Below are 14,178 nucleotides of genomic sequence, written 5' to 3'. Positions count from 1 at the left end.
CCGCCTGCCGGGGATCGAACCGAATCAGCGCGGCGTCCCCGCTGGCACGGCCGGCGTCGGCGTGGGCTTCCACGTCGAGAGCGCGCGCATGAGATCGTCCGACACATAGTGCGGACCATCGAACAGATAGACCGTATAGCCGCGATACGCCAGCAGTTGCTTGCTCAACTCGTCGGCGCTGGCCGAACGGAACCCGCCCCGCTCGGCGGGCCGGAACGCCTCGGCGATGACCCGCACGCGGCGCTTGCCCAGTTTTGCAACCAGCTCGTCGAGGTAGCTGCGCGCGACGTAGGGTTCGCGGGCATAGACGCCGCAACCGTCCTGGAAGAACACGCCGACGTCCGCAGGCAGCCACGCTGCGAGCCAGTCGGCCAATGCCTTTCCGCCGATATTGGTCTGGTCATACACGCTGACCCAAAGCGGACGAGGCAGCCGCTGCAGGATCACGGCGAGCCTGGGCGCATCCTGCCAGGTCGGATCGATCTCGACCGGGAAGTAGTAGCCGGTGACATGCAGCGGGACCGGTGCGCGCGCCACCTCCAGGGACTGGTCGGCGAGCGTCGACAGATGGGTGCGCGCACGTTTTTCGTCCTGGTAGCCGGCCAGCCCCAGGATCACGTTTCTGGCCCAGGGCTCACGACTGATACGTTCCCAGTCGGGAAGGTGCGCAGCAGGCGGGATGTGGGTGTTGGCGATGTACGCGGTATCGTCGACGACGGCCCACTGGATCAGCAGGTCGTGTACGCCGAGCATCTGCCAGTTGCCGACCGGATTCGTCGTCGAGTTGTCCACCTGCCAGACGATGCCGTCGGCGTGCACGTCGTGCGCGGACCAGCTGCAGGCGGCCACGACGAGCGATGCGCCGATCGCCGCGAGCGTCGCCGCCCGGGGCGAGCGCGGCGCGGCGGCGAGCGGGCCCGAGCCTGCTCGCGCTGCGAGCCGAAACCGGCCCATGCGCTGTTGAATCCTGCGCAAGGCCGGGATCGCGTACGTGGTCATCGCTGGCTCCCCGGAGACATGCCTGCGCGTCATCGTAGCCGATCAAACGCAAACGTGCGACCCGCATTGCCAATGCGGGTCGACGGGGCTGTCGCTACGCCTGCGTCACTTGGCCGTCGTGCCGTCCACCCACGTGTAGCCGAGATTCGTAATGCCGGTGATCATGCTCTGGAAGTCCTGATACGCCGGCAATCCGAGATCGGGCTCAAGCCAGTACGGATGGAAGAAGAACGACGCGAAACCGTCCCGCACTGCCAAGCCATACTGGGCATTGGTCACGATTTGCTGCCACGTGTACGTGATGCACGAGAACGGGTCGACATTGCAGATGTTGTACTGCACGCTGCCCAGGTTCTCCGGAATGATCCGCTGCCCGTAGTAATCGGAGTTGATGATGTACGGGAAAAACTGCCCGGCCGAGAAATCCTGGTTGGCGGCACCCGTTCCGATCTGCGGCTTGGCCGACGTGTAGTACACGGCCCGCTGGAACGTGACCGGGAACGTGAGGGCTGTCGCTGACGAGGCGGCCGGCGACATCTGGTACTGCGGCGCGGCCCAGCCGACGACCTTGTAGCCGTTGGTCGTGAACTCGAGCAGGCCATCGGCCATTCTGCCTTCCGCCCATGGGACGGAGTCCTCGTCGACCGGCCGGTTCTGCACTGCGTACCAGAACTCGTAGTCGCTGCCGCTGACTGCAGTCAGCAGGTTCGGCGTCGAGTCGTACTGGTGCGTATAGCCGTGCATCACGATCGAGCCGCCGCGCAAGAGCGCGTAATTCAGCGCTCTCTTGAGGCCCGTTGCCTGCGCCAGATGGATCGTCTCCGGCACGCCGCCGTTGTAATAGCCGTTCGGGTCCGTGTACAGCGGGATGGTTGCCATCGTGAACGGGATCCTCTTCGAGTACATGTAGTTCGTCAGCAGCTGCATCGAACTCGTCGTCGTATACGCGTCGAGATCCTCCAGGCGGACGAGCGCACGGTGATTCACCGGTGCATTGGTCTGCAGGATGTCGTGCAGGATGTCGCATATCACCAGGTAACGATCCGTCGGGCCGATGTAGGAAAACGGCATGTCGGCGAAGTACCAGAAGTTGCCCGAACGCATGATGTACGGCGCGGTTGCGCCGCTCTTGCTGTTCTTGATGGTGACGAGCGCCTGCGCCTTGGTGGAATCGACGACCTGGGTCACGCCGATATCCGGATCCGCACTGATGACGCCGGTTGACGCGTTATACGCGTAGTACTTGGCCATCGACAGGTTCTTGTACGTGACCGTGTCGTAGAAGCCGGGGCTCGGATTGCTCGACGACGGCGTCGCATTCATCCCGGCAAGGCCCACGAAGCTGAACCCGAAGGTCTGGTTGAACGTGTAGGCCGTGTTCCAGGCCAGCTGCCACAGGTTGTACTTGAACCAGACCACCGTCTTCTTGGTGGTCATCACGTCGCTCATGAACGCCGTCGGAATCGGGTTGTTGTAGTAGTCGCCGATATAGAACGTCGCATCGTGATTCCCGACCATGCCGGCCGTGTAATTCTGGATCGGAACCAGATCGACCGTCGTATTGAAGTGGCCCAGCAGGTTCCTCAGCATGATGCTGTACATCAGGCCCAGCTTCGAAAACGGATCGTTGGCCGGATTGTCGTACAGGATGAGCGTATGGGCGGTAGTGGCCTGCGCGTGTGCGGTGCCCGGCAATGTCATTTGCGCGAGTCCCGCAAGCAGGGCGATGACGAGCAAGATCTTTTTCATGGCCGTTTCTCCCTATTCGCGTTCCACATTGCCATTGAGTTTCTGGACAGACTTCTTGCTGAACTTCGGGCGGCCCGTTTCCTTGTACGCCTTCTCCCAATCCTCGTCGGCCATGCCGGCTTTCACGTTGACGTGCGCCGAGCCGTTCGGCAGCGGAGGCGGCTTGATCTTCTGGGCAGAGGAATTGCTCGTCTGCTGCGCACTCACGTCCTGGACGCCGACGGCGAAGACAAGCGTGGTGACTATTGCGACGAGTGATCCGGCGGCGCTCAACCCGTTCCGAAAAGATTGATTGCGATGCGAAGGCATGATTTTCATCCTTTGATATGCAAAATAAGTTCATCTCGCTAACGAAAACGAGTACAACGAATCACCATCCGGAATCGGGTCGCTATGTTGTGAAGTTTTGATGCGCAATTGAAACCAGACAAATAAATCCGGGAGGAGATGGTTTTACATTCAAGCTAGAACCGTACCATCCGTCGCAAATGGGCATAGCGCCAAGGCACCGAAATTGCCGCATCGATGCAGCTCAAAATTGCGTCGATAAAACGTTTCACTCGTGCAACGCGGCGGTGTCACGAATTTAATCGGACAAACGCGCGAAACCCGTTCGTACGCTCCCCCGGGAAAACCTGTTTGCGCCCCGCGCTTCACAGATCGCGACACGGCGATCGCCGACTGCGACACTCATGCGCAATGACGGCTGACGCACCGGATTTTCGGGTTCAACGCCAATCCGTCCGGCCAGCGGCCGCTGCAATCGCGTGATGATTTCCCGCGGGCCGCTGCCGGGGCCCGGCAGAGGGTCTGGAAACGATGTGTCATCCAGTCGATCAACCACGTGTTTCAGCACTGAAACATTTGGCTCGGATTCGGCGGGCCGATCCTGTGCGGCGCTGCGCGACGCCCGCAGGCTCAAGGGTCGCGCAGCGATGGCGCACGACTTGCTACATGTGCTGTGTGTTGCGAAGTTGGTGCGCGGGGGCACTGCGCGTGCGTCGGGTGGAGAACGGCTGCACGCGTTGAAGAATGCAGGGACGGAGTCAGGCAAGCGGGAAACGGGCTGTCGAAAAGTCATCCACTGAACACGTTGCATCGTTCGCGATGTGACGTGGCCACATCGCAAAAGCTCGCGTGCTGACAGGGCTTTTTTCGAGCGGCGGGCGTTCGCGTGGCACACGCAACGGAGTGGACGTGACGGGGGCGACGAGGACGGGGAAAGTTTCGTCTTGCGTCGGCACGAAGGGGAATAATCAATTAAAAGATAAAATCGCGGAAAATATGATGGATAACATGATTTGGAGTGCATATTTATATGCACTTAACCTTGTCGCCATTGTGACCGCAATCGTCATCCTGGTGAGCACACTGGATGACCTCACGCTGGATGCCTGTTACTGGTCCTTCGAAATCCGGCGCATCCTGCGTCGTGAAAAATCGCAAACGGTTGATATCGGCATGCTGCGCGCGCTCGAGGAGCGGCATCTGGCGCTGATGGTGCCGGCGTGGAAGGAATACGACGTGATCGCCAAGATGATCGAAAACACGTTGGCGACCCTCGAGTACGAGCGATACGTGATATTCGTCGGCACCTATCACAACGATGCCGAAACCACGGCCGAGGTCGAACGGATGGTCCGCCGGTATCCGGGCAGGGTCACGCGCGCGACGGTGATGAACGACGGGCCGACCTGCAAGGCGGACTGCCTGAACTGGATCATCGAAGCCATCCTGCGTTACGAATCGGTCCATCACATTCAGTTCGCGGGCGTCGTCATGCACGACTGCGAGGATGTCATTCATCCGGTCGAACTCAAGTACCTCAACCACGCGGTTGCGGATAGCGACCTGGTCCAGCTTCCCGTGCTGTCCTTGCCGCGGAAATGGAACGAGTTCGTCGCCGGATGCTACCTGGACGATTTCAGCGAGACGCACCAGAAAGACGTGCCGGTGCGCGCCCGGCTGACCGGCGTCGTCCCGGGCGCGGGCGTGGCGTCGTGCTACAGCAGGCGCTCGATCGAAGCGGCGATGAAGGAACGCAATGGCTCTCCGTTCAACACCAGTTCGCTGACCGAGGATTATGACTTCAGCTTCCGGTTGAGAGACCTGGGGATGAAGGAAACCTTTGCGTGCATTCCACTGACGGGGATCACGCGTGATGCAGCGGACAGGCGCGAACACGGTGGCGCCGTCAATCGAAACCTGCTGGCCACGCGCGAGTATTTTCCGAAAACGTTTCGTACCGCGTACCGTCAGCGCACGCGCTGGATCCTCGGCATTGCCTTCCAGGGCTGGGAGCAACTCGGCTGGAAAGGCAATCTGCTCACGCGATACATGTTCTTCCACGATCGCAAGGGCATCGTGACCTCGCTGTTTTCGGTCGTTGCCTATGGCGTGCTGATCAACTTCCTGTTGCTCGGCGCGCTTCAGCGATCCAGCCATGTCATCCCGGGCGGCGCCCCGCTCATCATGGCGAGCCACTGGGTCGCGCCGCTGCTGTGGATCAACACCGCGATGCTGTTTGCGCGCGCCGGGCAGCGTTTCCATTTCGTCAGCAAGCTGAACGGCCCGACCCAGGGGCTGCTCTCGATTCCGCGGATGTTCGTCAACAACCTGATCAACTTCTACGCGGTTTGCCGCGCGTGGCGCATCTATATCGGCCACTTGGTGACCGGCAAGCCCATCGCGTGGGACAAGACCAGCCATACCTACCTGTCGAACGAAGCGCTCGGGAAGGCGCGCCTGAAAGTCGGCGAGATCCTGGTCGGCTGGGGCGTGGTCACACTGGAGCAATTGCAGGCGAACCTGGAGAAACAACTGACCTGCGGCAGGCGGCTGGGGGAACTGTTGGTCGAAGGCTGCGCGATATCCGCCGAATCGCTGGCGGACGCGATCGCCGAGCAAGCCGAACTGCCCCGGGTGAGCCTCGGCAATGTCGCGGTGGGCCACTTCGCGGATTCGCTGGCATTCGAGCTTCAGTACACGTATCGCGCCATCCCGTTTTCGACCGCGGACGACGGCACGTTGAACGTTGCGGTCGGGCGGCCGCTCACGCCGGACGAACAGGATGTCGTGCGGCGGGGAGCCCGATCGAATGTCGCCTACTTCATCGCCTGCGATGCGGAGATTGCCGCCGAACTCTCCCGGCACTCGCGCTTCGTCGAACTCGCACGCGCACGCGACGGCGACCCGGCGGTACAGCAGGGCGCTCCCGTGCAAAAACCATCGGGAGAACAGGCATGAAGCATTCGAAACGCCCGATCGCGGCCGGCCTCAAGCGCTGCGCACGGTTGAGCGCACTGGCGATCGCCGTGTCGCTGGCCTGGCAGGCGCCGGCATCCGCCGCCCAGCAACTGACGCCCAAAGCCTACAAGCTCGCCGACAGCGCCTACAAGGCGATCAATACCGGCGACCTGCCCCTCGCGGAAGCGTATGCGTCGCGCGCCATCAAGATTCAGCCCGGAAGCGAACAGCTCGGGCTGCTGCTCGTCGACGTATACCGGCGGGAAGGAAAAGTCGACGAAGCGGATGCCATGGTGGAATCGCTGATCGTTCGTTTTCCGAAGAGTGCGGCGGTACGCGCGCAGCACGGCTACCTGGCCCAGCGGCAGATGCACTACGACGTTGCGTGCAGCGATTTCGCGGCCGCCGTCGCGGCCGGGAAATGGAGCAAGGAACAGCAGCGCAACCTGCGTCTCGCCTGGGCGGACAGCGCGCTCGCGGCGAATCTCCCGCATGAAGCCGGCATTGCGCTGGCGCCGCTGGCCGATGAAAAACTGGCCGTGGTCCAGTTGCGTATCGCGCAGATGAGCCTGCAGGCAGGCGACCGCGACACCGCGATCCGCATGGCGGACTTCGCGGCCGGCGATGCGACGACCGACGGCGAGCGCAACATGGCCGCGTCGATCGCGGCGCAGGCGCGGCAAGAAGATCAGCCCGCTCAGGCGCCGGTGGACAATACCGCGCAACAGAAGTTGCAGGAGGCCTATGACCTCCTGCGCGACCACAAGGATCGCGAGGCGCTCGACGCATTTCAGGAGGGATTTTCCAGCGGTGCCGGCAACGCGATGAACTACGCGGACGCGGGCTACGCCGCCAAGCGGATCGGGCTGAACCAGGAGTCCATCGATCTGTTCGAGCACAGCCTCGACGCCGATGAAAACGAACACACCTTCGATGCGCAGCACAAGTTCGGCTACCGGCGCGAAGTCGAGCAGCTTCAGCGCAGCTGGGGTTTCGTGCTGAGCGCGCCGTACCAGTCGGCCGCGTTCGGCCCGCAAGGCACCATCAGCGTGTTGCAGCCCGGTATAGAAGTGTATTGGCAGCCGCCGAAGATCGGCTATCAGAACGGCCGCATCTTCCAGTTCTTCGTGCGCGGATACGGCACGGCCTACGACGGATCGGGCAACACGACCGGCATGCCGACCGTGCAGGGTTCGGTGGGCGCGCGCTACAAGCCGCTACCCGACCAGAACGTCGTGCTGACCGCCGAGCGGCTGTTCCATGTCGGCAGCCTGTCGATGACGGACTGGCTGATGCGCGTGGGCTATTCGTCGGAAGGCGGGACCGACCTGAGGGTCACTGAACCGAGCTGGCGCAGCTGGCAGGCGTATGTCGAAGGCGCTTACTTCATCAGCGCGGGGCGATACATCATTTATTCGGAATTGCGTTACGGGCACACCTGGCGTTTGCCGATGATCAGCGATCGGCTGACCATCTACCCGCACGCCGCGGTGGCCGGCGATCACGACAATCGGCAGCCGGACAAGACGGCGATCGGCGCAGGGCCCGGCATCCAGTTTCGGTACTGGTTTCGCGAAGGCCGGTATAGCGCGCCGGCAAGCTATCTGGATGTCACGGTGCAATACCGGTTCGGGCTGACGTCAGCGGCACGCGCACGTGGTCTCGTGGTACGCGCGACATTGTGGTTCTAACCAGCGACGCTGACGCTTGCACTTGAATGACGCTTCTCGCTTAGTTGGGCGCCTTGAGCGTGATGATCGTCTGACGCAACAGCTGGAAGTACGAGCTCGTCGAATACGGGAGCATTTGCTCGACGTAGTTCCACCAGAAGAATCCGCCGATGAAACGCGGATCGTTCATGCTGTTGACCATCGGGTAGTACGTCTTGATCAGGTTCTGCTGCACCGATGCCGGCGCGGAAATGTCCGAGGTGCCGATTTCGCCGAAGCCGACCTTCGCGTTCGGGAAGATGCTTTCCAGCGCCGCAAAATCGTTCTTCCACGTCGGATTCAGCCCCGGGCAATCCTGATACGGGTAGTAGCTGAACAGTGCGTAGTCGGCCTGCTGGCGAACCGTCGACGACAGGAAGGTGGTCGGCCACGTCTTCCAGTAATCCTGCGGCTTCTCCCAGCAATTGGTGCCCTTGCTGTCATCGTTGTAGTACAGCGTGATGGCCGTCTTGCCGCCGTTCGATTTGACGATCTGGTTGGCTGCCGCCACCATCTGGCCGATCTGCTGCTCTTGCGAGTTGACCACGCTGTTCGTGCCGTTCGGGTTGTTACGCAGCCATTCGCCATTGATTTCGTTGGCGATCTCCCAGACGTCGACGGTGTTCTTCAGTTGCGACACCAGTTCCTGCGTGCGTGCCTGATACGTGGCCAGATCCGTCGGGAAATAGTAAGAATCGTAAACTTCACCCATCACGTACGCGACTGCATGCAGGCGCAGCAGCGGCGCGTAGTAGTCGGCGGCCGACGTACCTGGATCGAACACCACACGCACGGTAGGCTTGTACGGCAGGTTCTGCAGCGACGCGACGATCGCGTCCAGCTTGGTCAGGTCGTCGAGGGTCACGCCATAGACGGGATTCTTCAGAGGTTCGACCTGAGCCTGGGCGGATCGGGACAAAGGCATGAGCCCGGCACAAGCAACGCATGCGGCGATGGCCGTGCGCGAAAGATTTTTCGTCAGTTTAATCAAAACACTTTCCGTCTTAAAGTAAGAAGAAGCGCGATTTTAGACGAAAATAAAAGGTAATTATCCGATGATATCGAAAGTATCGAGCCCCAAAACATTGTTAGGATTGGTATCAATAGTGAGGCCTTCGGAGGGTCGTGCCGAAGCAATTGTTACGCGATACTGATCAAATCGATTGCTCGGCAGCATCGATGCGGAACGTCGGCGCAGGGAGGCGGCGGGGGCGCGACATATCGGCCTAAGGGTAAAGCCGAGGTCCGGGTGGCTGCATGCAAACGATTGCCGGGATCCGGAGCGGGCCGTCGCCAACCTCGACGAACACGCGCGGCATCGCGACCCGGTCGGCCAGCGACGCCGGCTCACCCGGCGACCGGATCGCGGAATCCGCCACGACCGGGATTCCGCTACGCGGCGCCGTGCGGGGCCGCCACCGCCCCGCTTCCATTACCTGCTCAGGCAGGCGCGTTGCGATTGGCTTCAATCACCGTCAACGCCGCCATGTTCACGATCCGCCGCACCGTCGAACTCGACGTGAGAATGTTCACCGGCGCGTTGACGCCCAGCAGGAACGGCCCCACCGCCACATTGCTGCCCGCCTCGGTCTTGAGCAGGTTGTACGCGATATTCCCCGCATCGACGTTCGGGCAAACGAGCAGGTTGGCAGCCCCCTTCAGCGGCGACATCGGCAGAAGCCTCAACCGCAAGCCTTCGTCGAGCGCACAGTCGCCATGCATCTCGCCGTCGGCCTCGATATCCGGCGCCTGCTCCCGGACAATCTCCAGCGCCCGGCGCATCTTCACGCCCGACGCCGCACTCCCCGACCCGAAGTTCGACCGCGACAGCAACGCCGCCTTCGGCGTCAGGTTCAGCCATTCCATCTGACGAGCCGCGGCAATCGTGAATTCCGCAATCTGCTCCGCATCGGGATTGTCGTTGACGTGCGTATCCACCAGCGCGACCGTCCGCTGGTCGAGCAACAGGATGTTCATCGCCGCATAGGTCGACGCCCCCGGCTTCTTCCCGATCACTTCGTCGACGAACCGCAGGTGGTTGTGATACTCGCCCACCGTCCCGCAGACCATCCCGTCCGCATCGCCGAGCCGCACCATCATCGCGCCGATCAGCGTCAGGCGGCGCCGCATCTCGACCCGCGCCATCTCCTTCGAGATGCCATCCCGGCAGCGCAGTTCCCAATACGTCGTCCAGTATTGCGGGAACCGCTCGTCATACTCGGGGTTCGTCACCTCGACATCCTGGCCGAGCCGGATCCGCAAGCCGAACCGCTCGATGCGCGCCAGCAGCACCTCCGGGCGCCCGACCAGGATCGGACGCGCCAGCTTCTCGTCGACGATCACCTGCACCGCGCGGAGCACGCGCTCGTCCTCGCCCTCGGTAAAGACGATCCGCGCCTTGCCGCCGTCGCGCACCAGCTGGCGCGCCGTCGCGAACAGCGGCTTCATGAACGCGCCGGAATGGTAGACGAATTGCTGCAGTTGCTCGACGTACGCGTCGAGATCGGTCAGCGGGCGCTTCGCCACGCCGCCCTCCATCGCCGCCTTGGCCACGGCCGGCGCGATACGGACGATCAGGCGCGGGTCGAACGGCTTCGGAATCAGGTATTGCGCGCCGAACGCCACGTCGTACGCACCGTAGGCCGCCGCAACGACTTCGTTCTGCTCTTCCTCGGCCAGCCCCGCGATCGCGTGAACCGCGGCGATCTCCATTTCACGGGTGATCGTCGTCGCCCCCACGTCCAGCGCGCCACGGAAGATGTACGGGAAGCAGAGGACGTTGTTGACCTGGTTCGGATAGTCCGAGCGGCCCGTCGCGATGACGACGTCGTCGCGCGTCGCATGCGCCAGTTCCGGGAAAATTTCCGGCGTGGGATTGGCCAGCGCGAGAATCAGCGGGCGCGGCGCCATCGCCTTCAGCATGTCGGCGGTCAGGATGCCGCCGACCGACAGGCCCAGGAACACGTCCGCGCCGCCGATGACGTCGGCCAGCTTGCGCGCATCGGTTTCCTGCGCAAAGCGCGACTTCGCCGGATCCATCAGCACGGTGCGGCCGCGGTAGACAACGCCTTCGATGTCGGTCACCCAGACGTTTTCGACCGGCAGCCCGAGGTCGACCAGCAGGTCCAGGCAGGCCAGCGCGGCCGCCCCGGCCCCCGACGTCACGACCTTCACCTCCGAAATCGACTTCCCGACGACCTTCAGCCCGTTGATGAACGCGGCGGAGACGGTAATGGCGGTACCGTGCTGATCGTCATGGAAGACGGGAATCTTCATGCGTTCGCGCAGCTTCTGCTCGACCGTGAAGCACTCGGGCGCCTTGATGTCCTCGAGGTTGATGCCGCCGAAGGTCGGCTCGAGACCGGCGATGATGTCGACCAGCTTGTCCGGATCGGTTTCGTTGATCTCGATGTCGAAGACGTCGATCCCCGCGAACTTCTTGAAGAGCACGGCCTTGCCTTCCATGACCGGCTTGGACGCGAGCGGGCCGATGTTGCCCAGGCCCAGCACCGCCGTGCCGTTCGTGATCACGCCGACCAGGTTGCCGCGGCTCGTGAAACGGTGCGCCTGCAGCGGATCGGCGGCGATGGCCTCGCACACGCCCGCCACGCCCGGCGTGTAGGCCAGCGCGAGATCGCGCTGGGTCACGAGCGGCTTGCTGGCGACAACCGAGATCTTTCCCGGGGTCGGAAATTCGTGATAGTCGAACGCTGCCTGCTGCTGTGTCTCAGTCTGTTTCATGTTTTCGATCCGGGCACGGGCGCCAGGCCAGTCCCGGCGCGATCCATGAAGGGGATTCTAGGGATCCGCCATAAGGTGATGATTCTGTTTTAATATCGGCCCATCACTTTTTCATGATGGACTCGTGACCAGTCAATGACTTTCGATGCAAACGACGTGGTCAGGCGGCTGGGCGCGCGTCTGAAGATGCGGCACCTGGTGCTGTTGCTGCAGATCCAGCAGCACGGATCGCTGACGCGCGTCGCGGAGCACATGGCCAGCAGCCAGCCGGCCGTGACGAACGCGCTGTCCGAGCTGGAGAGCATGTTCGGCACGCCGCTTTTCGAGCGCTCGCCGCGCGGCATGCGGCCTACCGCGCTCGGCGCGGTCGTGCTCGAGCGGGCGAAGGCGATGATCAAGGATCTCGACCACCTCGCCCGCGAGATGGAGGCCGTCGCCGCCGGGCATGCGGCCCACCTGCACATCGGCGTGATTCCGTTCATTTCCGGCCAGATGCTGTCGGCGGCGCTCAAGCGGCTGCAAGCGCGCATGGAGCGGCGCCTGACCGTAACGATTCACGAAGGCACCAGCGATCAGCTCCTGCTTCAGCTCAGGGACCACAGCGTCGACATCGTGATCGGGCGGGCGTCATCGGCGATCGACCTGGGCCAGGTCTCCTTCGACGTGCTGTACCAGCAGCAGCCACGCATGATCGCGAGCCGGCGCCTTGCCGCGAAACTGGCCCGCACCGCGCTCGACTGGCACAAGCTGCACGCGCTCGACTGGATTCTCGGCGCACCGCATACGCCGATGCGGGAACAGGTGACCGACCTGTTCCTGTCGGCCGGCATCGCGCCGCCCGTCCCGATCGTCGAAAGTTACTCGTCCAAGCTGATCGGCGAGATGATCGCGTCGAGCGACGAGGCCGTATCGATCGTGCCCGCCGATATCGCGGAAGAACTGGTGCGGATCGCCGGCGTGGCGATCGTGCCGTACTCGCTGGTCTGGACGCTCCCGCCCATCGCGCTGTTCACGCGCGCCGCCGATTCACGCTCGCCGGCGCGGGATCTGCTCGTCGACGCTTTGCGGGAGGTATGCAGGGAGACTTACGGGGAAGCGCAGCGATAGGGCTTCATGCGCCGGTCTTGCGTTGAACGGCTCGCCGGGCCGGCCGAAAACGGTCATGCGTCTCGGCGGATACCCGGTGTGCCGGCCACACGCTACTTGCTGGCCGCGAGGCGTCGCAGAATTTCGGCACGCTCGGCGGTCAGCACATGATCCGAGCCTTCGCCGCGGTCATAACGCTTGGTCGTCTGGTAGGAAAACCGCTTCCTGTACTGGCTGGTTACGGGATCGAACACCCACGCATCGACGTCGAACAAGTGCGCTTCGAAATGGCTCTCGCCCTTGCCCCACACATAATCGGCCCGAACGAACACCGGATAGGGCGACACGTCCGGCACCTTCCACATCGCGCGATCGGCCAGCTCCGTTTGGGTGACCTTCGGCATCAGGTTCTCGATCTTGCCGTTCGCGCCATAGCGCAAGACTGCCACGCGCTCCAGCATCCCGCTGCCACCGCCGGAGAACATTCCCGACAAGAACACCCAGGAGCCGCCCGACGCAATCGGCAACCGTTCGGACCGTGGATTCAGCCCGAACTGGTAAAACTCCTTCGGCGAATTGGGAAGCGGCGCAGGCGGCATCTCGAAGCACGGCGCACGTTCGGGGAGCACGCAGAGTGTCACGCCGGATAGCGGGAGGCCGTCGCTGTCCGTCCGGCCCTCCGCCTGGTTGAAACGCGGAAATGCCAGTTCGCTGGAAGCGGCTTGAGCCGCTGCGATGCCAACGACTGAAAGGCTCAGGATCACTCCGAGCGTTTTACAGAACCCGCGCATGCACCTGCCCTCTTCTCTCATGTTTTGATTGCCGCGAATTGTCGATGATCCGGCCGCTTCTGTCGAATGAACGGTTGCGGCCAGGCGATGCGCGGCGGCCGGCACACATCGGACGATGGCCGGAACCCGACGCCCGGGTGACGCGCGGAGATGCAATCCGTCGGCGCGGCTCGCGATTCGATGCCGGTTCTAGAGTGCGCAAGTGACGCGCGTCATGGATGGCCGTCTTCCACGCGCTTGCGCAGATCACCCGTCCCGCGAGCCGGCAATGACGCGCGCCGTGCAACCGGTCGCGTGACCAGGCTGGCGGTGGAACCCTTCATGCATTCAGGTTGAAAGCGGGTAAACCGGCTTTTCGTACAGCGACCAGACTTCGCCGTCCGATTTCAGTCCCACGCGGATAAAACCAAGCGACTCGTAGTACGCACACAGCGTCTCGTTCCGGACAGCACAATCGAGCCGAACCAGACGCCGGTTCAAGGCCCTCGCCTTGCAAGCGCACCAGTCGAGCATGAAGCTGCCGAGCCCCTGTCCGTTGAAGCCTTCCCGTACGCAAAGCCCGTGCACATAACCGGCGATCGGTTCCTGCGGCCCCCAGTGCTCGTCCTCGTCGAAGCCGAGCGAGAACGTTCCGGCCAACGTGCCGTCCAGTTCGACGACATACACGTCCTTCTGGGAGACGTTCCTGCGTACCCACGCCTCGGAAAATCCGTCGCCTTCCTTGCCCCATGCATGGTCGCCGTACTTGAGCTTCTTCGCATGCGCATCGTTTCGTATCCCGGTGAGAACGGGTACGTCCTCTTCCGTTGCTCTGCGGATGCTTTTCGAAGCCATCGTTCGTATCTCCGTTGAAGTGT

General features: G+C 62.7%; 10 protein-coding genes. 3 read left to right on the top strand and 7 right to left on the bottom strand.

The window, feature by feature from the left end; all coding sequences use genetic code 11:
- Window positions 1–24: 24 nt before the first annotated feature.
- The 3 genes from B7G54_RS21290 to B7G54_RS21280 form a co-directional block, all read right to left on the bottom strand.
- Window positions 25–999, bottom strand: coding sequence for an alpha-amylase family protein (locus tag B7G54_RS21290; protein WP_085040876.1), 975 nt, complete (start codon window positions 997–999; stop codon window positions 25–27).
- A 105-nt stretch (window positions 1,000–1,104) separates the two neighbouring features.
- Window positions 1,105–2,748, bottom strand: a complete 1,644-nt coding sequence (locus B7G54_RS21285; protein WP_085040875.1) for a DUF2334 domain-containing protein — start codon at window positions 2,746–2,748, stop codon at window positions 1,105–1,107.
- A 12-nt stretch (window positions 2,749–2,760) separates the two neighbouring features.
- Window positions 2,761–3,066, bottom strand: a complete 306-nt coding sequence (locus tag B7G54_RS21280; protein WP_085040874.1) for a hypothetical protein — start codon at window positions 3,064–3,066, stop codon at window positions 2,761–2,763.
- A 969-nt stretch (window positions 3,067–4,035) separates the two neighbouring features.
- On the opposite strand from B7G54_RS21280, the gene B7G54_RS21275 reads away from it, so the two are divergent.
- Window positions 4,036–5,994 (top strand): glycosyl transferase family protein, encoded by a 1,959-nt coding sequence (locus B7G54_RS21275; RefSeq protein ID WP_425266514.1) that lies wholly within the window; start codon window positions 4,036–4,038, stop codon window positions 5,992–5,994.
- A complete protein-coding gene (locus B7G54_RS21270) occupies window positions 5,991–7,685 on the top strand; it encodes an NfrA family protein (RefSeq protein ID WP_085040872.1) in 1,695 nt (564 codons plus the stop codon). The genes B7G54_RS21275 and B7G54_RS21270 overlap by 4 nt, the downstream gene beginning before the upstream one ends.
- 40 nt (window positions 7,686–7,725) lie before the next feature.
- Here the strand turns inward: B7G54_RS21270 and B7G54_RS21265 are convergent, their stop codons facing one another.
- Together B7G54_RS21265 and B7G54_RS21255 are read right to left on the bottom strand one after the other, a co-directional pair.
- Window positions 7,726–8,628 carry a hypothetical protein gene (locus B7G54_RS21265; protein ID WP_244289397.1) on the bottom strand — a complete coding sequence of 301 codons (903 nt, stop codon included), beginning with the start codon at window positions 8,626–8,628 and terminating at the stop codon, window positions 7,726–7,728.
- A gap of 515 nt (window positions 8,629–9,143) precedes the next feature.
- On the bottom strand, window positions 9,144–11,444 hold the full coding sequence (locus B7G54_RS21255; protein WP_085040869.1) for an NADP-dependent malic enzyme: 2,301 nt from the start codon (window positions 11,442–11,444) through the stop codon (window positions 9,144–9,146).
- A gap of 135 nt (window positions 11,445–11,579) precedes the next feature.
- Between B7G54_RS21255 and B7G54_RS21250 the strand changes: the two genes are divergently transcribed.
- Window positions 11,580–12,551: a LysR substrate-binding domain-containing protein gene (locus tag B7G54_RS21250; RefSeq protein ID WP_085040868.1), complete on the top strand. Its 972-nt coding sequence runs from the start codon at window positions 11,580–11,582 to the stop codon at window positions 12,549–12,551.
- 92 nt (window positions 12,552–12,643) lie between these two features.
- Here the strand turns inward: B7G54_RS21250 and B7G54_RS21245 are convergent, their stop codons facing one another.
- Together B7G54_RS21245 and B7G54_RS21240 are read right to left on the bottom strand one after the other, a co-directional pair.
- A complete protein-coding gene (locus B7G54_RS21245) occupies window positions 12,644–13,321 on the bottom strand; it encodes a hypothetical protein (RefSeq protein WP_085040867.1) in 678 nt (225 codons plus the stop codon).
- A gap of 327 nt (window positions 13,322–13,648) precedes the next feature.
- Window positions 13,649–14,155: a GNAT family N-acetyltransferase gene (locus B7G54_RS21240; protein WP_085040866.1), complete on the bottom strand. Its 507-nt coding sequence runs from the start codon at window positions 14,153–14,155 to the stop codon at window positions 13,649–13,651.
- Window positions 14,156–14,178 lie beyond the last annotated feature (23 nt).

This window comes from Burkholderia puraquae, assembly GCF_002099195.1.
Taxonomy (GTDB): Bacteria; Pseudomonadota; Gammaproteobacteria; order Burkholderiales; family Burkholderiaceae; genus Burkholderia; species Burkholderia puraquae.
Note: the sequence above shows the minus strand (reverse complement) of the source record. Positions and strands in the feature narration are given on the sequence as shown.